The 21364-nt window shown below is 70.5% G+C and carries 21 protein-coding genes; 10 read left to right on the forward strand and 11 right to left on the reverse strand.

Translation table 11 applies throughout. The features are described 5' to 3' along the window. Nucleotides 1–135 precede the first annotated feature (135 nt). The 3 genes from GUY59_RS19300 (at nt 136) to GUY59_RS19310 (ending at nt 2058) form a co-directional block, all read left to right on the forward strand. Complete coding sequence (locus GUY59_RS19300) at nt 136–1086, forward strand: phosphotransferase (RefSeq protein ID WP_212746198.1); 951 nt, start codon at nt 136–138, stop codon at nt 1084–1086. A gap of 106 nt (nt 1087–1192) precedes the next feature. Continuing rightward, a complete protein-coding gene (locus tag GUY59_RS19305; protein WP_161714613.1) occupies nt 1193–1360 on the forward strand; it encodes a hypothetical protein in 168 nt (55 codons plus the stop codon). Between the two features lie 56 nt (nt 1361–1416). Next, nucleotides 1417–2058, forward strand: a complete 642-nt coding sequence (locus GUY59_RS19310) for a DUF6069 family protein (protein WP_201761060.1) — start codon at nt 1417–1419, stop codon at nt 2056–2058. Between the two features lie 51 nt (nt 2059–2109). Here the strand turns inward: GUY59_RS19310 and GUY59_RS19315 are convergent, their stop codons facing one another. The 4 genes from GUY59_RS19315 to GUY59_RS19330 form a co-directional block, all read right to left on the reverse strand. Beyond that, entirely contained in the window at nt 2110–3369 is a 1260-nt protein-coding gene (locus GUY59_RS19315) for an SAM-dependent methyltransferase (protein ID WP_138201405.1), read from the reverse strand. 7 nt (nt 3370–3376) lie between these two features. Continuing rightward, nucleotides 3377–4726 (reverse strand): FAD-binding oxidoreductase, encoded by a 1350-nt coding sequence (locus GUY59_RS19320; RefSeq protein WP_138201411.1) that lies wholly within the window; start codon nt 4724–4726, stop codon nt 3377–3379. Nucleotides 4727–4871: 145 nt separating this feature from the next. After that, nucleotides 4872–5840: an NAD(P)-dependent oxidoreductase gene (locus GUY59_RS19325; RefSeq protein ID WP_138201404.1), complete on the reverse strand. Its 969-nt coding sequence runs from the start codon at nt 5838–5840 to the stop codon at nt 4872–4874. Further along, nucleotides 5837–7369, reverse strand: coding sequence for a serine/threonine-protein kinase (locus GUY59_RS19330; protein ID WP_138201403.1), 1533 nt, complete (start codon nt 7367–7369; stop codon nt 5837–5839). Before GUY59_RS19330 ends, GUY59_RS19325 begins: the two co-directional genes overlap by 4 nt. Nucleotides 7370–7620: 251 nt before the next feature. Here GUY59_RS19330 and GUY59_RS19335 point away from each other — a divergent pair, with 251 nt between their 5' ends. After that, nucleotides 7621–8742: a CaiB/BaiF CoA transferase family protein gene (locus tag GUY59_RS19335; RefSeq protein ID WP_171055403.1), complete on the forward strand. Its 1122-nt coding sequence runs from the start codon at nt 7621–7623 to the stop codon at nt 8740–8742. Here GUY59_RS19335 and GUY59_RS19340 read toward each other — a convergent pair. Then, entirely contained in the window at nt 8739–9950 is a 1212-nt protein-coding gene (locus GUY59_RS19340; RefSeq protein ID WP_138201402.1) for an FAD-dependent monooxygenase, read from the reverse strand. The genes GUY59_RS19335 and GUY59_RS19340 overlap by 4 nt on opposite strands. Nucleotides 9951–10034: 84 nt before the next feature. Here GUY59_RS19340 and GUY59_RS19345 point away from each other — a divergent pair, with 84 nt between their 5' ends. Next, the gene (locus GUY59_RS19345) at nt 10035–10553 is read left to right on the forward strand and encodes a TetR/AcrR family transcriptional regulator (RefSeq protein WP_138201401.1); all 519 of its coding nucleotides are present in this window, start codon (nt 10035–10037) and stop codon (nt 10551–10553) included. Nucleotides 10554–10577: 24 nt separating this feature from the next. Here the strand turns inward: GUY59_RS19345 and GUY59_RS19350 are convergent, their stop codons facing one another. Continuing rightward, entirely contained in the window at nt 10578–11030 is a 453-nt protein-coding gene (locus tag GUY59_RS19350) for a GyrI-like domain-containing protein (RefSeq protein ID WP_132331621.1), read from the reverse strand. Nucleotides 11031–11128: 98 nt separating this feature from the next. Between GUY59_RS19350 and GUY59_RS19355 the strand changes: the two genes are divergently transcribed. From GUY59_RS19355 to GUY59_RS19370, 4 genes are all read left to right on the forward strand, one after another. Continuing rightward, nucleotides 11129–12568, forward strand: coding sequence for a GuaB1 family IMP dehydrogenase-related protein (locus GUY59_RS19355; protein ID WP_138201400.1), 1440 nt, complete (start codon nt 11129–11131; stop codon nt 12566–12568). Nucleotides 12569–12688: 120 nt separating this feature from the next. Beyond that, complete coding sequence (locus GUY59_RS19360; protein WP_132331625.1) at nt 12689–13063, forward strand: FKBP-type peptidyl-prolyl cis-trans isomerase; 375 nt, start codon at nt 12689–12691, stop codon at nt 13061–13063. Between the two features lie 319 nt (nt 13064–13382). Then, nucleotides 13383–14906: an ATP-dependent DNA ligase gene (locus GUY59_RS19365; protein WP_138201399.1), complete on the forward strand. Its 1524-nt coding sequence runs from the start codon at nt 13383–13385 to the stop codon at nt 14904–14906. A 993-nt stretch (nt 14907–15899) separates the two neighbouring features. Further along, nucleotides 15900–16262: a septal ring lytic transglycosylase RlpA family protein gene (locus GUY59_RS19370; RefSeq protein WP_201761063.1), complete on the forward strand. Its 363-nt coding sequence runs from the start codon at nt 15900–15902 to the stop codon at nt 16260–16262. Between the two features lie 186 nt (nt 16263–16448). Here GUY59_RS19370 and GUY59_RS19375 read toward each other — a convergent pair whose 3' ends face one another. After that, nucleotides 16449–17000 (reverse strand): DUF1707 and DUF4870 domain-containing protein, encoded by a 552-nt coding sequence (locus GUY59_RS19375; protein ID WP_252374959.1) that lies wholly within the window; start codon nt 16998–17000, stop codon nt 16449–16451. Between the two features lie 179 nt (nt 17001–17179). Here GUY59_RS19375 and GUY59_RS19380 point away from each other — a divergent pair, with 179 nt between their 5' ends. Next, the gene (locus tag GUY59_RS19380) at nt 17180–17524 is read left to right on the forward strand and encodes a hypothetical protein (protein ID WP_132641993.1); all 345 of its coding nucleotides are present in this window, start codon (nt 17180–17182) and stop codon (nt 17522–17524) included. Nucleotides 17525–17773: 249 nt separating this feature from the next. Here the strand turns inward: GUY59_RS19380 and GUY59_RS19385 are convergent, their stop codons facing one another. From GUY59_RS19385 to GUY59_RS19400, 4 genes are all read right to left on the reverse strand, one after another. Then, complete coding sequence (locus tag GUY59_RS19385) at nt 17774–18865, reverse strand: DUF4192 domain-containing protein (RefSeq protein WP_138201398.1); 1092 nt, start codon at nt 18863–18865, stop codon at nt 17774–17776. A gap of 481 nt (nt 18866–19346) precedes the next feature. Then, on the reverse strand, nt 19347–20093 hold the full coding sequence (locus GUY59_RS19390; RefSeq protein WP_201761064.1) for an EI24 domain-containing protein: 747 nt from the start codon (nt 20091–20093) through the stop codon (nt 19347–19349). A gap of 10 nt (nt 20094–20103) precedes the next feature. Beyond that, the gene (locus GUY59_RS19395; protein WP_138201397.1) at nt 20104–20685 is read right to left on the reverse strand and encodes a Maf family protein; all 582 of its coding nucleotides are present in this window, start codon (nt 20683–20685) and stop codon (nt 20104–20106) included. 16 nt (nt 20686–20701) lie between these two features. Beyond that, nucleotides 20702–21322: a DUF937 domain-containing protein gene (locus tag GUY59_RS19400; RefSeq protein WP_161714614.1), complete on the reverse strand. Its 621-nt coding sequence runs from the start codon at nt 21320–21322 to the stop codon at nt 20702–20704. Between the last annotated feature and the right edge of the window lie 42 nt (nt 21323–21364).

The following is a 21364-nucleotide window of genomic DNA, read 5'->3' on the forward strand; positions in this document are numbered from 1 at the left end:
GCTGCGCACGATCTGGGTCGACCGCGGCGTGGTGACGGAGCCGCCGGGGACCGGTCCTGACCATGTCGTCACGGACGTCGTCGCGGCCCGTCGGCTGGCTGATGTCATCCGTTTTATACCGATAGCGTGGTTCGCGTGCGAGATCGGCCGGAAGACTTCGACGAAGGGCTGCTGCGTCCCGCGCTGCGCGCGTGGGAGGTGCAGGCGACCACGCTCGACTACGCGCCCGTGGGGTTCGGCGACTATCACTGGGTCGCGGGCGACGCGGGCGGGCGGCGGTGGTTCGTCACGGTCGCCGACGTACGCCGCCGCACGTTCGACGGGCTGGCCATGGCCATGGACACGGCGGCGGCCCTGCGGGAGGAGGCGGGTCTCGCGTTCGTGGTGGCACCGCTGCGCGCCTGCGACGGCACGACGTTGCGGCGGCTCGACCGGCACCGCTACGCCATGAGCGTCTTCCCGCACGCCGCCGGCACGGCCGGGAACTTCGGCGACGAGCTGACGGCGGCCGATCGTTCCGCCGTCATCGACCTGCTGGCCGAGCTGCACACGACGCCCCCTCCGCTGCCGACCCCGCCGCGTCCTCCGGAGCTCACCGGCCGGGCCGTCCTGGAGTCGTGCCTGGGCGGGCCGGACGGTCCCTGGCTCGGCGGCCCGTTCTCTGAGCCCGCCAGGGAGCTGGTCGCCGAGCACGCGGGCACGCTGCGCCGGAGGCTGGCCGAGCTCGACGGGCTGGCGGGGACGCTCGGGGAGCCGGTGGTGACCCATGGCGAGCCGCATCCGGGCAACCTGCTGTGCGCGGACGGCCGGTGGTCCCTGGTCGACTGGGACACCGCCGGCCTGGCCCCGCCGGAGCGCGACCTGTGGCTGGTGGCCGAGGAGCCCGGCGACCTGGCCCGCTACGCCGAGGCCACGGGCCGTACGCCCGATCCGCGGGCCCTGGCGTTCTACCGGCTGCGGTGGGCGCTCGACGACGTGGCCGAGTTCGTGGAGTGGCTGCGCTCGCCGCACGCGCGCACGCCGGACGCCGAGCAGGCATGGAAGGGACTGGCCGGCACCCTTGAGGACCTGCGCGCGACGTCCTGAGGCCGAGCCGGAACCTTCACGAGCGCGACTTTACCCGCACCCTATCGATTCCCTACAGTAGGTAGCCGTCCGGCCACCTAAAGGAGCGATCAGGCAAGGAGAGCACGTGGGCAGGCACACCAGGCCCCACGACCCCGAGGAAGATCCGCGGGAGTCCCAGGAGGACTCCGGCCAGGACGAGCAGCACACCAGCAGGGGAAAGCACGCGAAGAAGCAGAGCCAGCGATCCGCCCGCCCACCGGCACGGGCGGGCCGGTCCCCGCACTCCTCTTGACGGCGCGTGTAAGGTGCTCGAAGCGCTTGACCAGCACCCGCGACAAAGGTGAGCCCATGTCATACCCCTCGCATGATCGCTATGACCGCCGCCCTTCGGCCGGGCCACGGGTCAACCCGGCGCGAGTGTGGGGAGGAGGGGCCGCCGCGGCCGTCGTGGCCGCGCTGGTCGCCGTGGTCGGCGTGATGATCAGCAAGAGTCTGCTCGGCATCCGCGTGATCGCCCCCGACGGCGACCCGATCTCCGGCAGTGCGGCGACCACGGGTTACGCGATCTCGGCCGCGGCGGCGGCGCTCGTGGCCACGCTGCTGCTCTTTGTCCTCATGCTCTCCACGCCGGAGCCGGCCAAATTCTTCAGCTGGATCGCCGGGCTCTTCGCCGTCATCATCACGGTCCTGCCGTTCATGCACTCCGCCGACCTGCTGGAGCAGATCGCCACGGCCGCCATCAACCTCGTCATCGGCATCGCCATCGCCTCGCTGCTGACCTCGATCGGGCGCACGGCCCTGGAGGAGGCGCCGGACCCCGAGCCCTATCCGTACGAGCAGCCCAGGGGGTACGACCAGCCCAGGGGATATGACCGGCCGCACTACGAGCAGCCTCGCCACGATCGGCAGGGTTATGAGCGCCCCCGCCATGAGCAGGGCGGTTATGGGCAGCGCGGTTACGAGCGCCGCGACCACGACCCGTACGACTAGCAGGCCGCGTCGATCACACGGGAGGGCCCGGGGGCCCTCCCGCGCGGCCCGTCACGGCCAGTCGACCGCCGGCCGCAGCGGCACCCCCGACCGGCCGTTCCGGTCGAGCTTGACGCCCAGCACCTGGTGGAGCTGCACCTTGTTGCGCTCGAAGCCGACGATGCAGCCCGCCATGTAGAGGGCCCACACCCGGGCCGTGCCCATGCCGACCTCCTGGACCGCGTCGTCCCAGTTGGCGTCGAGGTTGACGCACCAGTGCCGGAGGGTCTTCGCGTAGTGCTCCCTGAGGTTCTCCTGGTGGCGGATCTCGAAGCCGAGGTCCTCCATCTGCCTGATCAGCAGACCCACCGACTCCAGCTCGCCGTCGGGGAAGACGTAGCGGTTGATGAAGCCGCCTTTGTTGAACGTCTTCTCCTTGCCGGTCGGCCGGGTGATGCAGTGGTTGAGCAGGCGCCCGCCGGGCTTCAGCTTGCTGTTCAGGAAGGAGAAGTAGGCGCCCAGGTTGGCCTTGCCGATGTGCTCGGTCAGGCCGATCGAGCTGACCGCGTCGAACCCGCTCTCCTGGACGTCGCGGTAGTCCATGAAGCGGATCTCCGCCAGGTCCTCAAGGCCGGCGTCGGCGATGGCCTTCTGCCCCCACTCCGCCTGCTGCTTGCTCAGCGTCACGCCCAGGACCTTGACGCCATAGTGCTGGGCGGCGTGCATGACCATGCCGCCCCAGCCGCAGCCGACGTCGAGCAGGCGCATCCCCGGCTCCAGACCGAGCTTGCGGGCCACCAGGTCGAACTTGGCGTACTGGGCCTCCTCCAGCGTGGAGTCCGCGGAGGGGAAGACGGCGCACGTGTAGGCCATCGACGGGCCCAGCACCCACGAGTAGAACCGGTTGGAGACGTCGTAGTGGTGGTGGATGGCCTCGGCGTCGCGCTGCTTGGCGTGACGGGAGCCGAGCCTGGCAAGGGCGCTCTGGCGCATCTCCTGCGGGGGCGGCGGCACGCGCATGAGCAGCGGCTTCATGCCCAGGGCCCGCACGGCCGCGAGTTTCTCCGACGTGGTCAGGTCGTTGGTGGTGATGTTCCACATGCGGTCGAGCAGGGTGTACAGGTCGCCCTGGACGTCGATGTGCCCCGAGACGAAGGCCCGGGCCAGGCCCAGCTCCCCGGGAGCCTGGGCGAGGTAGGCCACCGCGATCGGAGACTTCACCTCGATGGCCAGGTCGGCCCCGTCCGGCCCGGCCTTGCTGCCGTCGTAGGCCGTGAACGCGACGTTCGCGTCAGTGCCGACGATCTTCTCGAAGATGGTTGCCAGCGCCATCCGTGTTTCACCTTCCCCGTACACACTTTTCGTACAGGTCCAGCAGGCGACCGTTCGGGTCGTATTCCCGCTTGACCGGCCAGTAGGCTTCGCCGTTGTACAGCTGCCAGAACTGCTCCGGGGCGTAGAAGGAGGTCGAGTAGAGCGACTTGTGCCCGTCGAGCTCGTGGACCGACCGCTCGATGAGCCGGTTGTAGTAGCCGTCGAACTGCCCCCGTGGCAGCGGCACCATGCCCCAGAATCCGAAGTTGACGTAGAGCTTTCCCGGCTCCAGCGGATAGAGCGGCCAGCGGGAGCCGGCGCGGAGCGGGCACATCCACACAGGTGTCATGCCCACCTTGTCGTGGAAGAAGTCAAGGAACTCGGCGCCGCGCTCGACCGGGACCTCGACGTCCTGGATCACCGACTCCTGCACGGGCTGGTCGCGCCACCGGTCGACGCGGGCGGTCAGGCCGTATTTCCGGTCGAGCGCCACGAGCTTGCGGTAGACGTCGGAGCGCATGTAGCGGCGCGGCATGAGCGAGCGGATCACCGGCTGCTGCACGCCGAAGGCCCGCGAGCACCAGAACCAGTCGGTGTCCCAGCGCCACAGGTAGTCGCGGACGGTCAGCCAGTCGCGGCTGCGCCGCCGGATCGACTGGTAGTAGATGCGCATCCCGGTGTAGTCGGAGACGTAGGGGGCGCGGTCGGCGAACCGGCCGAGCGTCAGGTACATCTCTCCCGGTGTGAAGAAGACACCGTCCACGAAGTCGACGTTCTCGCCGTCGTGCACCATGTTGTCGCAGATCTCCTGCATGGCCAGCATGCACTTGCCCGCGTCGGTGAACCTGACGTGCGTGAGATGCACGTACGGCTGCACCTTGCGCAGCCTGATGCGGATGCGCAGCGCGTAGCCCAGGGTGCCGTAGGAGTTGGGGAACGAGCGGAAGAGCTCGCGGTGCTCGTTGTCCTCGCGGGCCACGACGACGCGCCCGTCACCGGTGAGGATCTCGAGCTCCTCGACCGACTCGTGCGGCAGGCCGTCGCGGAAGCTGGTGGACTCGATGCCGAGCCCGGTCACGGCGCCGCCCAGCGTGATGGTCTTGAGCTGCGGGACGACGTAGGGCATGAGCCCGTGCGGCAGCGTGGCGTCGACCAGGTGTTCGTACGTGGTCATGCCCTGGACCTCGGCCGTCATGCTCTCCGGGTCGACGCTGATGACCTCGTCGAGGTCACGGGCCGAGAGCTTGGCCGTGCGGCCCTGGTCGCGGAACCTGAAGAGGTTGGACGTCGACTTGGCCAGCCGGGGCGCGGCACCGCCGGGGATCTGCGCGTAGGACTGCCGGATCTGCTCTACTGCCCGCTGGTGTGTCGACATCGTCGTCGTCACGGAAGCACCCCCTTGCGCCGGTAGAGATCGCCCGTAAGACGTTATCTCTCACGGACGGTCCGGAACAGACCGGGGTCGTTAAAGACACGAAAACTGTTCATCGTGCCAGGTGAATGGCCCGTGCGACAGGCTATTACGTAAACTTTCTGGAGATCACCTGACCTGCGCCGTTCAGCACGGCGGCCACCTGTCCGCCCTCGACCGCGGCGGCCAGGTTGTCCAGGGTGGCCGTGAGCAGACGGCCGGTGGCCTCAGGGGTGACGCCGGCGACGTGCGGGGACAGCAGCACGTTCGGCAGGTCGCGCAGCGGATCGCCGGGCGGCAACGGTTCCGTGTCGAAGACGTCGAGCGCCGCTCCCCCCAGGTGCCCCGAACGCAGCGCCTCGGTGAGGGAGGCCTGGTCCACGACTCCTCCCCTGGCGGCGTTGACGAGCAGGGCGCCCTGCTTCATGCGCGCCGGGCCGACGAGGCCGCGGGTCTCGTCCGACAGGGCGACGACGACGACCACGACGTCGGCGGTGGCGACGAGCGCGTCCAGGGGCTCGTAACCGGGGTCGGGGCGCGGTGTGCGGGTCCAGTACGACACCTGGCAGCCGAGCGCGCGGAACAACGTGACGCACTCCGCGCCGATCGGCCCGTAGCCGACCACGCCGACGCGCCGGCCGCGCAGTTCGTGGGGCTGCAGGCCCTGCTGGGGCCACTCACCCGCGCGCACGGCCGCGTCGGCGGCGGCCAGCTTGCGCGACAGGGACAACGTGGCGGCCAGGCACCACTCCGCCACCGCGACGGCGCTGACGCCGGGCGTGTTGGCCAGCGGAACCCCGGCCGCGGCCAGCGCGTCGAGGTCGTGGCCGTCGACGCCCACGGACGGCTGCTGCACGAACGCCAGCAGGGGCGCGGCCCTGACCGCCTCGGCGTCCAGCGCGAGCGTGCCCGTCCAGTCGCCGAGCACGATCTCGGCCTCCGGGAGCGCCGCCAGGAGCGCGGCGCGGTCGCGGGACGCGGGGACGCGCACGCTGACCCGGTCGCCGAGCGGCGCGAGCAGGCGGCGCATCACCTCTTCGGGCAGCGGCGGCAGGGCGAGCAGGTTCCAGGGTCTCATGCGCCCACGGTAAAGCTGCTGATCACCTGCCGCATCAGCTCCTGGTTGCGGCGCCACTGCCCCTCGGTGACCGTCCAGGACAGGATGTAGGCGGTGTCGCCGATCGCGACCGCCCTGCGCACCTCGCGGTAGCGCACGCCCGGCCTGACCCAGCGGGCGTCGCCCGCCTCGCCGGCCGTCCAGGAGAACTCCCACTCCAGGGCCTTGACGCCCTGGTGGGTGACCCGCCTGAGCCCGCGGTCGACGACGTCGACCGCGTTCTGCTTGAACGTCTCCTCGGAGTCACGGATGATCTGGTGCGGGTCCAGCTCGGCGTAGACCGCCTCCACCCCGAGGTGCGCGCGGCTGTCCCTGCGGGTCCATTCGGTGTACGCCTCGGCGAGCGCGCCCCGCCAGCCCGCCGGCCGCATGATCGACCAGCCGTCCCGCGACTTCCACGCCCGCACGATCGGGACGGCTCTGCTCACCCTCGGCGTGGGCGTCGGCGAGGGGGTCGGCGTCGCTGTGGGGACCGGTGTGAGCGGGCTGCCGGCCGCGGCCGGGCGCGTGGTGGTGCGCGGCGTGCCCTCCGCGGGGGCGGCGAACTCGAGGTAGGCGACCGTGCCGCCCGCGATCACCAGCACCGCCGCGGCGCCGGCCGCGAGCAGCGCCCGGCCGCGGCGCCTGCGCGGCTTCCTGTCGTCGAGGAGGTGGTCGTCCTCCGACGGCCGCGCCGCCATGATGGCCTCGAACAGCCGGTCGGCCTCCTCGGCGTCGATCCGGTCCTCGGGCTCCTTCTGCAGCAGGCCGCGCAGCACCTCGTGCAGGGCCGGCGGGATCCTGCGGTAGTCGGGCTCCTCGTTGAGCAGCGCGTTGAGTGTCGCCATGGGGTCGCCGCGCTCGAACGGCGAGCGCCCGACCATGCAGGCGTACAGCGTGGCTCCCAGCGACCACAGGTCGGAGGCGGGCCCGGCGTCGGCGGCACGGACCCGTTCCGGCGCGAGGAAGCTCGGCGAGCCGGTGACCATGCCGGTCTGGGTGAGCGACGCGTCGCCCTCGGCGGTGGCGATGCCGAAGTCGGTGAGCACGGCCCGGCCGTCGTCGGCCAGCAGGATGTTGCTGGGCTTGACGTCCCGGTGCAGGATTCCGGCCTCGTGCGCCGCCTTCAGCGCCGACAGTACCTGACGGCCCACGCTCGCCGCCTCACGCACGGGCAGGGCACCGGTGGTGAGCACGACCTCCTCGAGCGACGGGTGGCGTACCAGCTCCATCACGATCCACGGCCTGCCGCCGTCCTCGGCCACGTCGTAGATCGCGACCACGGACGGGTGGTTCAGCTGGGCCGCGGTGCGCGCCTCGCGGGCCGTACGCAGGAGTTGCCGCTCCTGGTCGGCGGGCGAGAAGCCCTCGGGCAGCAGCAATTCCTTGATGGCCACCTGCCGATTGAGCAAGGTGTCGCGGCCTTCCCAGACCACGCCCATCCCCCCGCGGCCCAGTTCGCGCAGCAACTGGTAGCGCCCTGCGATGAGGTGGTTGCTCTCCGAAACCATTTCCTACCCCTGTAGCGGCGCGCGTCGCCACGGGACGACCGCTGGACGCGGCAGTCCGTGGAGGCGCGAACGCCTTCTGCAGACAACCACCGGACGCGGTTGCCTGTAGACCATCCGAACAGTGGGCAAGTTTCCCATACCTCCCCCATCTTCGCGGGACGGTCGCGAAGGTCGCAGGGCTTGGACGGGCGGCTTGCCACGGGCGACCGAAGGTTGTTCTACTGGAGCTGGTTCACACCGAGGAGACCTACATGCCTGATGATCGCCGTGGCCCGCTGGCCGGAGTGCGCGTGCTGGAACTCGCCGGACTCGCTCCAGGGCCGTTCGCCGGGATGATGCTAGCCGATCACGGCGCTGAAGTCCTGCGTGTGGACCGTGTCAAGGCGGTTTCCGACCGGCCGCGCGCCGACGTCATGGACCGCGGCAAGCGCACCATCGGGCTCGATCTCAAGGCTCCCGAGGGCGTGTCGGCGTTCAAGGAACTGGCGCGGCACGCCGACGTGGTGATCGAGGTGTTCCGGCCAGGGGTGGCCGAGCGGCTCGGCATCGGGCCGGACGACCTGCACGCCGTGAACGAACGGCTGGTCTACGGCCGCATGACCGGCTGGGGGCAGGACGGGCCGCTCGCCTCCACGGCCGGGCACGACATCGACTACGTCGCCATCTCCGGCGTCCTGTCGATGCTGGGCCGCGAAGGGGACAAACCGACGCCGCCGATCAACATTCTCGGCGACTTCGCCGGCGGCGGGCTCATGCTCGCGTACGGCGTGCTGCTGGCCCTGTTCGAACGCGAGCGCACCGGCAGGGGCAGGGTGATCGACGCGGCCATGACCGACGGCGCGGCCGTCCTGTTCTCCATGTTCTACCAGGCCGTGCAGAGCGGCCACTGGGGTCCGCGCGGCACCAACCTCCTGGACACCGGCGCCCCGCAGTACGACACCTACGAGACGGCCGACGGCGAGTACGTCGCCGTCGGGTCGCTGGAACCGCAGTTCTGGGAGGCGATGGTCACCCTCATGGGCCTGACCGGCCTGCCCGACAGAAACGACCGGTCGCAGTGGCCGGCGCTGAAGGAGCGCCTCGCGGCGGAGTTCAGGAAGCGGACGCGAGCCGAGTGGGAGGCGCTCTTCGAGGGCTCGGACGCGTGCGTCTCCCCCGTGCTGTCCATGGCCGAGGCCGCGGCGCACCCGCACAACGTCGCCAGGGGCTCGTTCGTCCAGGTCGGCGGCGTCACCCATCCCATGCCCGCGCCCCGCCTGCTCGGCGTGCCCGCCCAGGACCTGTCGCCCGCCACCCGCCAGGCCGACCTGTCCGGCTGGGGTCTGCCGCAGGAGGAGGCGGACAAGCTGCGCGCGCAGGGAGTGCTCGCCTAGCGCACCCCGGCCGCGGTGTAGTCCTTCAGCGTGATCGAGTCGTGGAGGCGCACGCCCTTGGCGCCGGCCTTGCTCACCGCCCTGGTCACGGCCGCAGGCAGGTGGTTGACCAGCCGCGCGCCCTGGGCCAGCGCCCACAGCTGGAACCGGCTGCCGGGCACCAGGTTCCTGGCCGCGGTGACCGCGAAGGTCCGGCTGCGGCGTACGTACGCGCCGATCTCCGCCTCGTAGGCGGGGAAGGCCCGCGTGTGGTCGCCGCCGTGAGCGGCCAGCTCGCCCGCCAGGATGTACGCCCCCACGACCGCCAGGCTCGTGCTGCCGCCGACGGCCGGTCCCGGGCAGTAGCCGGCGTCGCCGACCAGCGTCACCCTGCCGCGTGACCAGGTGTCCAGGCGGAGCTGGGTGATCGAGTCGAAGTAGAAGGCCTCCGTACGGTCCAGTTCCTTCAGCAGCCGCGGCACCTCCCAGCCCGCGTCGGCGAAGTGGGCACGCAGCCATTCCTTCTGGCGGGCGACATCCCTGTGGTGGCAGTCGAGCGGCCGCGGCGTCCTGAACAGGAACAGCGCCCGCGCGTCGGCCAGGTGCGCCGCGCCATAGAGCGCGGCCATCCTGCCGACTCCCACAAGGCCCTCCATCCGGCCGTCGAGCCCCAGGTGGTCGGGCACCGAGGCGACCGCCAGGTAGGCGCCGATCCACTCGGTGAAGCGCGACTCGGGGCCGAAGACCAGGCGGCGCACGTTGGAGTGCAGGCCGTCGGCGCCGATCACCAGGTCGTACGCGCCCGACCTGCCACTGTCGAAGACCACCTCACCGCCGTCGGAGATGGAGGCGATGGAGTCACCGAAGACGTAGCCGACGTCGTGGCGGGTGGCGTCGTAGAAGATCTCGCTCAGGTCGTCGCGCATGATCTCGATGTGCCGGTCGGAAACCGCGGAGAAGACGCGGCGCGCATCCACGTTCACGGGGCGGGCGTGCCCCTCCCTGTACATCGTGAGCAGGTCCGTGCCGGTTCTCCCGGCCTGGACCTGTTCCAGCACGCCCATCTGCTCGACGATGTCCATCGCGGGCCGGAACAGGTCGATGGCGTGGCCGCCCGCTTTGCGCAGGGCGGGAGCACGTTCCACGACCGTGACCTGGAAGCCGTACCTGGTGAGCCAGTACGCCAGCGCCGGGCCCGCCACACTCGCGCCCGAGATGAGGACTCGCACCGCACTCTCCTTACTTAACGGATGGTAAGTGCGAGGCTAGCACAGGGCCTTACTTAACGGAAGGTAAGCGATAGTCTTGAGCCCATGTCCAGTGACACCAAGGCCCGCATCCAGGCGGTCGCCCGCGAACTGTTCGTCGAGCAGGGCGTGCGCAACACCAGCCTGCGCCAGATCTCCGACCGGCTGGGCATCACCAAACCCGCGCTCTACTACCACTTCGCCTCACGTGACGACCTCGTGCGCAGCATCGTCCAGCCGATGATCGACGACCACGACAGGTTCGTCACCACGCGGGCACCCGGCGACCCGCGCGAGCTCCTGGAGGACTATTTCGAGCTGATCTGGCGGCACCGGCAGGTGCTCGTCATGGTGATCAGAGAACTGGCCACGCTCGGCCAGCTCAAACTGGCCGAGCACATGTTCGAATGGCGGCGCCTGCTGGTCGTCCTGCTGCTCGGCCCGGACCTCACGCGGGAGCAGCACATCAGGGCCACGGTGGCCCTCGGCGGGATAGCCGACTGCGCGGTCGAATACGCCGACCTGCCGATCGAGGAGGTCAAGCCGACGGCCGTCCAGGCGGCGGCCGCCGCGCTCGGCCTCTGAGCACCGTGACCGCCGCCGGGGCCGTCAGAGCGCGATGTACAGGTCGGCTCCGTCGCGGTGGTGCACCTCCAGGTCAGTGGTGAACGCGCGCGCCGGCGAACCGCCCGACTCGGCGTACTGCCGCACCTGCTGCCACGCCCCCGCCAGCGCCTGCGGCATCGAGCCACGGGCCTCCAGCTTCAGCGACTTCGCCGCCGGCACACGCACGGCCACCATGCCCTCCGGCAGCCGCGGCACCGTGCGCACGTTGATGCCGACGATCTGCGTGAAGGCTCCGTTGTGGTCGCTCTCGTAGTCGGTCAGCACGGCGTAGAGGTTCTCGTCGACCCGTCCCGGCACGTGCGCGAAAGCCCCCGGCGCACCCGCTCGCTTCCACAGCGCGGGCAGTTTGGCCCGCGCCGGATCCTTCTCGTCGGCGTTCGTGGTACGCACGGCGAAGCCGACCACCGTCAGCTCAGCCCGTTCGGTGACGTCCACAGGCCCTCCCTCCCCCAAAAGTGTCCCGGCCGATCATAAGCCCCCGAGAAAGGGGGAAACCTCTTGGCACACCCTGTCACCACATAAGATGGATGAACGTGAAATTTCTCAACGACCTCGAGCCGCCGTACGATCTGACCTACAGCGACGTGTTCATGGTCCCGTCGCGTTCCTCGGTCGGCTCGCGGCTCGCGGTCGACCTCTCGTCGAACGACGGCACCGGCACCACCATCCCCCTCGTCGTGGCCAACATGACCGCGGTCGCCGGCCGGCGCATGGCCGAGACCGTGGCCCGCCGCGGCGGCATCACCGTGATCCCCCAGGACATCCCGCTGGACGTCGTGGCCGACGTGATCGACTGGGTCAAGAAACGTGACCTCGTCCACGACACTCCGCTCACCCTCACCCCGCACGACACGGTCGGCGAGGCGCTGCAACTGCTGCCCAAGCGGGCGCACAACGCCGTCATCGTGGTCGACTGGGACAACCAGCCCGTCGGCGTCGTGACCGAGGCCGACTGCGAGGGCGTGGACATGTACACCCAGCTCTCCGAGGTCATGTCGAGCGAACTGTTGACGCTGCCCGCCGGGCTCGACCCGCGCACGGCCTTCGACCGGCTGCACGAGGGCCGGCACCGGCTGGCGCCCATCGTCGACGCGGACGGGCGGCTGGTCGGCATCCTCACCCGTATGGGCGCGCTGCGCGCCACCCTCTACCAGCCGGCCGTCGATCCCCAGGGGCGCCTGCGCATCGCGGCGGCCGTCGGCGTGAACGGCGACGTCGCCGCCAGGGCCAAGGAACTGATCGACGCGGGCATCGACTGCCTGGTCGTCGACACCGCGCACGGCCACCAGAACAAGATGATCTCCGCTCTGCGCGCCGTCAAGGCACTCGACGCACCCGTGCCCGTGGCCGCCGGGAACGTGGTGACCGCCGAGGGCGTACGCGACCTGGTCCACGCCGGGGCCGACATCGTCAAGGTCGGGGTGGGACCCGGCGCCATGTGCACCACGCGGATGATGACCGGGGTCGGCAGGCCGCAGTTCTCCGCCGTCGTCGAATGCGCGGCCGAGGCCCGTCGGCTGGGGCGCCACGCCTGGGCCGACGGCGGCGTGCGCCACCCGCGCGACGTGGCCCTGGCGCTGGCCGCGGGGGCGTCCAACGTGATGATCGGGTCCTGGTTCGCGGGGACGTACGAGTCGCCGGGAGACACCCGTACCGACGCCGACGGGCGCAAGTACAAGGAGAACTTCGGCATGGCCTCCGCGCGGGCCGTCCGGCTCAGGACGGCCGACGACTCGGCGTTCGAGCGGGCCAGGAAAGCGGTGTTCGAAGAGGGCATCTCGACGTCCCGGATGTACCTGGACCCGAAGCGGCCCAGCGTCGAGGACCAGATCGACGCCATCGTGGCCGGGCTGCGCTCGTCGTGCACGTACGCGGGGGCCTCGAACCTGGAGGAGTTCCACCGGCAGGCGGTCGTCGGGGTCCAGAGCTCGTCCGGCTACGCGGAGGGCATGCCCCTGCACCAGAGCTGGTGACCGCCGCGGCCTGTCGTGCGGGGCCGGAGCGGCTCCTGCCGCACGCTCCCGTGCGCAGCACATCGAACCACGAGGCCATAGAGTCGTCGGGTCAGTTCTCATCGTCAACAGGAGCACTTCGTGGCACTCGAGAAGCCCGAGATCGACTTCCCCGGGGGCAACCCGCCCGCCGACCTGGAGATCGTCGACCTGACCGTCGGCGACGGCGAGGAGGCCAAGCCCGGCCACAACGTACGCGTCCACTACGTGGGAGTCGCGTTCTCGACCGGGGAGGAGTTCGACGCGTCGTGGAACCGCGGCGAGGCGTTCGAGTTCCCCCTGGGCGGCGGGAGGGTCATCGCCGGCTGGGACCAGGGCGTCGCGGGCATGAAGGTCGGCGGCCGGCGCAAGCTGGTCATCCCGCCGCACCTCGGCTACGGCAGCCGCGGCGCGGGCGCCCGCATCAAGCCCAACGAGACGCTCATCTTCGTCGTCGACCTGCTCGGCGTCGGCTAGCGTTCTCCTCCTTCCGGGACGCCTTCCATGGCCACCCGGCCGGCAGCCGGTCCCGAAGGCCGCCTTCCAGCCTCGGAACACCCTTCGGGCCCGGCACGGGCACGCCGCCTCCGGCCGCGCGAGAGGGGGCGCCGGCACCGCTGCACGAGCCGCCTTCCGGGTCGGACACAGGCCCCGCCGCAGGCTCGAGGCGGCACGGCTCGCGGCGCACAGCGTGCTCGCGTGCTCGCACTCCCCGGGTGCGTGCAGCGGGTGAATCACAGAGAATCCTTGCGACCCGGTGGACGGAAATGTCGCCCGCGTGAGGCACCATAGGCGTGTGCTTCTGATCGACGTGGTCCGGGTGTCCGAGGCGGTGACGCGCACGTCCTCCCGGCTGGGCAAGATCGGTCATCTGGCGGAGCTGCTGGGCCGGGTCGGTCCCGGCGAGGCGCAGATCGCGATCTCCTATCTCTCGGGCGAGCTGCCCCAGCGGCAGGTTGGCGTCGGCTGGCGCACGCTGGAGGATCTCCCCCAGCCCAAACTGGCCGCCACCGCCACGCTGACCGCCGTCGACGCGTTGCTGAGCAGGATCAAGGCGGTGTCCGGGCAGGGGTCCCAGGCTGCGCGCAGGACGCTGGTGGCCGAGCTGTTCGCGGGGCTGACCAGCCAGGAGCAGCAGTTCATGAGCCGGCTGCTCCACGGGGAGCTGCGGCAGGGCGCACTCGACGGCGTGATGATCGAGGCGGTGGCGAAGGCGTCGGGCGCCCCGGCGAGCGACGTCCGCCGCGCGCTCACGCTGCGCGGCTCGCTCCCGGCCGTCGGAGCCGCCGCGCTGGCCGGCGGAGTGGCGGCGCTGCACGCGTTCCGGCTGGAGGTCGGGCGGGCGGTCTCGCCCATGCTGGCGGGCAGCGCGCCCAACGTGGCGGCCGCCCTGGAGAAGGCGGGCACGCCCGCGGCCCTGGAGTGGAAGCTCGACGGGGTTCGTGTCCAGGCGCACCGGGCGGGTCCGGAGGTCAAGGTCTTCACCCGCACTCTCGACGACATCACGCCGCAGGTTCCCGAGCTGGTCGAGGCCGTGCTGGAGATGCCCGCGGACGATCTGGTGCTCGACGGCGAGGTGATCGCCCTGCGTCCCGACGGGCGGCCGCACGCGTTCCAGGTGACGGCGAGCCGGGTGTCCAGCAAGACCGACGTCTCCCGGCTGCGTGAGCGCACGCCGCTCAGCGTGTTCTTCTTCGACGCGCTGCGCGCCGACGGCGCCGACCTGCTCGACCAGCCGTACGCACAGCGCCAGGAGACGCTGACCCGCCTGGTCCCGCAGGGTCTGCTGACCCCGCGGCTGGTCACCGGCGAGGTGGCGGAGGCCGAGCAGTTCTTCACCGACGTGGTGAAGGCCGGCCACGAAGGGCTGGTGGTCAAGTCCCTGGCCTCCCCCTACGCGGCGGGCCGCCGTGGCGCCGGCTGGATCAAGGTCAAGCCGCGTCACACGCTCGACCTGGTCGTGCTGGCCGCCGAGTGGGGCCACGGGCGGCGCCAGGGCAAGCTGTCCAATCTCCACCTCGGGGCCAGAGACCCTGAAGGCGGCTTCGTGATGCTCGGCAAGACGTTCAAGGGCATGACGGACGAGTTGTTGGCCTGGCAGACCGAGCGCTTCCTCGAGCTCGCCGAGGGCCCCACGGACGGTTGGACGGTCAAGGTGCGTCCGGAGGTTGTCGTGGAGATCGCCTTCGACGGGGTGCAGCGTTCACCCCGCTATCCGGGCGGCATGGCCCTCCGGTTCGCCCGCGTCCTGCGCTACCGCCCCGACAAGCGGGTCGAGGACGCCGACACGGTGGAGACCGTACGCGCGCTGATGTTGTGATCTGTACAGGTCTGTCCAGGTGGCCTGCACGGGTGGCCTGTACAGGCCTGTCCGGGCAGGTCTGTCCGGGCAGGTCTGTCCGGGTCTGTACGGCCCGCCGGCGCCCGCTGTCGGAGGAGCCCTGCGCGGTCGCACCCCTCGGCGCGCGGACCCACACCTGGGGCGCGCGGCCCAGCACGCGCATAGAACCGGCAAGGGGCCCACACCTGCGCAGCACGACCGCGATCGCGCCTACAACCGACACACAGACCACACCCGGGACAGCACGACTACACACGCGCGTACAACCGGCACCCACACCTGCACAGCGTGACCGAGAACTTGTGCAGATGCGGTGGACCGGACACCGCGAGCCCGGCCGGACGCGTGCCCGTCCTCGGGCGGTCGCCGCACCGGTAGGACGGGCCCGTGAGATGAGTCACTTAATGTCCCATTAAGTTGCCTTTACTCGCCATTTGTCGCATATGTTCGTCCTCGTCGCGCGGGATCCCCATCCGCCCGCGGACCGGCCGCCGTACGCCCGCACCCCCGCGGCCTGGCCACTGCCTTGTCCCCTAAGTAGGACCGTGGTTTACGTTGGGCCAGCACTCTCGCAAGCCGTCGCCGCATGATCGCAAACTCTCTCCCGCCAAGCGGTGGGCAGCCGTCGCGGTCGGCGCCGCCGTCGTCTGCGCCGCCTCGACGACCGCCTGGGCCGCATTCGGCAACGACGACTCCCACCGGCGCGGGTCCGGCGGCGACGGCCAGCCCGTCGCCCCGGACGGAGCCGCCCGCCGGCACAGCTCGCAACCGGCTCCCGCCTCCCAGCCTCCGGCGGCTCACGGGAAGCCGACCACCGGCTCCCGGGGGCCAGGGACGGTGACGGCGACCTCAGGCTCTGACGCGGAGGGAGGGGCCCAGCGCCTGAAGACGGAGTCCCGGCCGACCGGGCCCCAGAGCCCCAGGGCGCCGACCAGGTCCCGAAGTCCCAAGGCGAAGACGGGGCCTCAGAGGTTGGGAGCGAAGATCGAGTCGCAGGATGCGGCGAAGCCCCGATCGTCCAAGCCGAAGAAGCCCAAGTTCCGCGTGGTGTCGTCCGGTAGGTGCGGGGCCTCGTACTATGGCGACCCTCAGACCACGGCCAGCGGCGAGCGGTTCGATCCCTCGGCGATGACCGCCGCGCACAAGACCCTCCCGCTGGGCAGCAAGGTACGCGTGACCAACCCGGCGAACGGGGAGGCGGTCACGGTCCGCATCAACGATCGCGGCCCGTACATCGGGGGTCGCTGCCTTGACTTGTCCAGAGCCGCGTTCGCCGCCATCGGGAACGTCAGCTCCGGGGTGATGAAGGTGAAGTATCAGGTGCTGGCCCGCTGACCCGATCAGTGGCAGCCCGACGAGCCGACGAGCCGGCGCGACGCGGGAAGCCCGGAAGCCCGGAAGCCCGGAAGCCCGGAAGCCCGGAAGCCCGGAAGCCCGGAAGCCCGGAAGCATGGAACGGCAGGGACGCCGGTACGCCCCGCTGAGGCCGGGGCCTCGGCGGGGCGTCGCGGATAAGTCGTGTCACTTCACCAGGCGGAGCGTCATCGGGTAGCGGAAGTTGCCTTCCGTCAGAGCCGAGACGCCGCCGACGATCGCGAGGATCACGGCCACGACCCAGATGATCGGCACGAGCACGATGCCGATGATGGTGAAGGGCAGCAGAATGGACGCCCCGACCAGCGTGATCTGGAAGTTGAGCGCCTCCAGCGCCTGCCGGCGGATGTAGGGGGAGGTCTTGCCTCCGGTGAGTAGCAGGATCAGCGGGGCCACGATCGGTACGCCGAGCAGCAGCACCATGTGGCCGAGCGCGGCGCCGAGGCGTTCGTTGCTCTCCGGCGCACGCTCCCGGGGGACGCCGACCGCTGGAGGAGGGACGAGTTTGGGCACGACCTCAGTGCCGTAGATCTCGGTCATGATCGGCATCAGATCGCCGTGGCTGCGCGCCGTCATCGCGCGCTCCAGCCGGTCGTCGAACTCGAACTTGTCGAAGCGGCCCTCGGCGTAGGCGGCCTTGACGTGCTCCACCACGTGCTCTCGGTCCTGGTTGGTGACGCGCAGTTGAGCTGGCGGCACCTGTCCCGGCCCAGGGCTTGTCGGTACCCCAGCCATCATCGCCATGCCTCTCCTCGGTGAAATCGAACGGTCTTCCCCCATACTGCGTCCTCGAAGCCCGAGGTGCTATCCGGAGTATCCCCGATCTGTCCCCTAGATCATCCCCGACGCTCAGCCCTCAGATCGTATAAAAAGGATTCATGAGATGGCGCGACCGCTACGGCCTGCGTCGGCTGCGCGGCCCCAAAGTCGCAAAGTTCGACCGTGAGGCGACAGACGCCGACATCGAAGCGCTCATCGCCTTTGCCCGATCACGGAGAGGCGTCGAGTTCTACGTCGAGCCAGAGACTTTCGCCACCGACACGACCGCTGTGGCGGTGGCCGACGATGGCGAGTGGACCAGGCGAAGAGTCGGCTCACCGGCAGTCATTCGCAAGGTCGCTCGAAATCTTGCCCTGCCGGTGTACGACGTTCAGCTCACCGGATATCCGCGGCGGATGCGTGATTACAACGAGCGCCGCCGCCGTGAGGAGGACACCCTCTGAATCACGCGAATTCCCCCGTCCAACGTTCTCTTCGATTCGACAGGTGCCCGAGGGCCGGCGCTGCTGTATTCCACGTGAATGCGCAGGTCACAGCAGTGCGTGATCGTTCGCGTCGCAAGCCGCGCCGCCCGCTGGGCCCACACCTCGAACCGCTCGAACCGCTCGAACCGCTCGAAGGAGCCGAACAGGTCCGCTCGTGCGCATCGCCCCCGGAGCGTCGCCGGTGGAACGCCGGCCGGTGAAGGCCCGTCATCGGGGTGGCGGCTCGTCGTCGAGCAGGTTGACCAGGGGCAGCAGCCACGCGGCGTGTACGGGCCCCATGGCGGCGTCGAGCTCGGCCGGGGTGGGGAGACGGTCACGGAGGACGCTCGGGGAGAGCAGATTCTGCAGGGCGTGCATGAGGAGGTTGGCCATCGAGTAGGCGGGGTCGATGGTCAGGGCACGCTCGAGGGCGATGGTGGCGTGGACGTTGTTTCCCGCTCGCCAGGCGGCCATGGCGAGCAGCGACGCGGCCGGCGGCGCGAAACGGGGCTCCAGCCTGCGGGTCATCTCTTTCCACAGAGGGGCGTGGGAATCGTCCATGAGTGTCCAGGCCTCGTCGCGGACGCGGATGATCGTCAGGTCAAGGCCGAGCCTGGCAGCCTCCGCGTCGTCGAGACGGCCGCCCTCCGCGTGGATCCGCACCGCCGAACGCACCCTGGCCAGGCCATCGGCGACGAACCGTCTGGCGTAGGCGTCGAGATCGGGGGTGGCGGTCAGCCCGGCCCTGACCTCCGCGATCGCCTCGGCCGTGGCCCGGTGCATCGCCATGCGCACCGGGCCCGTGACAGGCGCGAGCGTGCGCTCCAGCGCCTCGCGGTCGGGCAGGGCGACCAGACCGCGGACCGTCGCCTCCGCGGCGACCTGGCTGGTGGACGGGTCGTAGGGTGTGCCCTGCGCGGGACAACATCTCGGGACTTCGCAGAGGTAGGACCAATAGCGGCCCTCGTGGGCGCGCAGCGCCTCGCCCACCTTGGCTCCCACCCGTGAGGCCAGCCGCCGGACCTCGTCGACCGCAGGTGTGACCGCCTCGCCGGCACCATAGCCGACGATCACCATCTCGGTGACGCTCTCCCGTTCCAGAAGGGGGATCAGCGGGTCGAGGGCGCCGGGCTCCAGCGGAATGCCCCACCGGGCCACCACCTTGGTGGTGCCGCGGTCGATGCCGATCACGACGAGGGAGGTCTCCGGGTGGAAGCCCACCAGGTAGGGGACGGCTGCGAGGACATCGGACGGGCTGGTCAGGGTGAGGCGGGGCTCGTCGGTGAAGGCGGGAGCGGGAGTGGAGCTGTCGGTCGTCATGGGCCCCAAGGGTGCCGGGGGCGGGCGAGGGGCCGACGAGCCGAATGCCGTTCTGGGGATGATGCGAGGGCGCCAGGTCAGGGCTGTGGACGATCGGAGCGCGGCGGTCCTCACCGGTCCTGGACGCGCAGCGCGTGAGGCCCTTCGCCGACAGGGCGGCCAGGACACGCTGCGCACGCCGGTCAAGCGGCATCGTCACCCGGGTATCGGCACCTCTGCCTCGCCATCGGTGACCGCAGCGGTCAAGAACACGACGACGAGAACGGCGGGACTCAAAGGACCTGCGCCCCGGTGGATGGACCGGAGGACCGTCAAACCCGGGCACCTACGACGCGCAGAGCAGGGACCGGACAGCCGTCCTACCCGAGCACCTGCAACGCACAAGCATCGCCCTGGAACGACACCTGATCACCGCGCGTGGCTCCGGCTGCTCTGCTGCCGGCGCGGCTCCGGCGTGTCCTTCCGCCGTCGGGGCCGTGGCTCATGGCGCCGGGTCGGGAGTGGGGGCCAGACGGGTGCGTACGAGGAGGGCGGCGCCCGCCACGGCGGCGGGCATGGCGATGACCGCCACGAACGGGATGAGGAAGAGCAGGAACACGGCCACCCCGAAGCCCAGCGTGGTGGCCTTGTTGGCGCGCAGGAGGGCGAAGCGTTCCTTGCGGGCCATGCCGCGCCGTTCCAGGGCGAGCGTGGTGAGCTCGACTGTCAGGAAAAATCCGGAAACGGCGGCTCCCAGCACCGGCACCACCGTCTGCCCCACCACGGGTACGAACCCGAGCGCGAACAGCGGAATCGTGAACACCAGCATGTAGAACAGGGTCACCAGGCTGTCGCGGACGGACCGCGGCAGCGTGCGCCACCAGGGCTGATCGTCCTCGGTCTCCAGCACGTCGACCGCCGCCGACAACCTCTCGTAGAACGGATCACCGATCGTCAGCGTGAGCGCGACGAACGTCAGGACCGCCAGCGCCAGCCCGCCGAGGAACAGCGCGACGCCCACCACCGCGCGGAACCCCTCACGCCAGCTCCACGAGTCGGCGAACGGCGTCAGGAACGTGGCCAGCTCGGTCGCGTTGGTGCCGAGGAACATCAGCGCGACCACGTAGACGGCGAACGCGATGACCGCCGGGATGAGCCCGAACAACCACCAGCGTCCGTTGCGGGAGACCCAGCCGAAGCCTTCGATGAAGAAGCCCACGCCGGAGAAGAAGTCGCGCACTGATCGCATGCCCGGCAGATTAACGCCAGAAAGCGGTCACCGCGTAGCCGAGCTCCGCGAACAGGTCACGAAGGAGCGGCAGCGAGATGCCGAGCACGTTGCCGTGGTCGCCTTCGATGCCCTCGACGAACCATCCGCCGCGCCCTTCGATGCTGAAGGCCCCGGCCAGGTTGAGCGGCTCCCCGGACTCGACGTAGGCGGCGATCTCCTCGGGCGAGGGCTGGCCGAAGTGCACCACGGTGGTGGCGACCTCCGCCACCTGCCGCCCGGAGGCGGCGTCGATGACGCAGTGACCGGTGACGAGCCGCCCTGTGCGGCCGCGCAGGAGCCGCCACCGCTCCAGGGCCTCCTCGGGTGTGGCCGGCTTGCCGTAGGGGCGGCCGTCGAGCTCGAGGATCGAGTCGCAGCCGATGACCAGCCCTTCGTCCAGCCCGCTCGCGACCGCTTCGGCCTTGGCCTTGGCCAGCACCAGGCTCAGCGCCGCCGGTGAATATGCCGAGTAGGCCTCCTCGTCGACGCCGCTGACGATGACCTTGGGGTCGAGGCCGGCGCTGCGCAGAAGAGCCAGGCGGGCGGAGGATGCTGAGGCCAGAACGATCACTCGCACAGCCTACCGGTCACCAGTCAGGGGTCGCGGTGCCCGGTGAGATCTCACGCCTGCTCGCACTCCTGCGGCCGCGGGTGACGGCCGCCGTGTCGTACGGGCTGCTCCGCGGCGCTGCCGTGCCGCCGAAGATGCCGTCGAGCAGGGTCGTGACCAAATCCTTCAGCCTGGCGGGAAGGGTGGAGCGTTCGTTGTCGAGCTCGTCGGCCAGGGCGCGCGCGTCGAGCTTCCGTGCGGCGGCGCGGTCCGCGAGCAACGACATGATCATGGGGGCGACCAGCGGCATGAGCTTCATCATGGCCCCGGGGCGCACCGCTGCGACCTGCGACAATCCGGCGGCCGCCTGTTCGGTGCCCTGACCGCCGAACACATGTCCGAGGATGTTGTGGCCGTCGCGGGTCAGCGAGGCCACGTCGCCGCTGAACGGGTCGGTGTCCTTGTGGTCGTCGAGTGCGCTGAGCAGGGCGTCGGCGCCGTCCGGGTGCTGGGCGTCGCGGGCCATGCCACCGATGATCGTACTCGCGACGGCCTGGGTCACGATGCGGGCGGTGGCCGGGTCGGTGCCGAGCATCCCGGCGACCTGTTCCAGCCCTGAGTCTCCGAGCCCGGCGAGAAGCTCGTCAGTCAGTGTCACGACAAGTCCCCCGATCGTTGTCGCAACATCCTGCCCGGCCCC

It is taken from the genome of Nonomuraea sp. K271 (assembly GCF_009908215.1).
In the GTDB taxonomy this organism is placed as follows: domain Bacteria; phylum Actinomycetota; class Actinomycetes; order Streptosporangiales; family Streptosporangiaceae; genus Nonomuraea; species Nonomuraea longispora.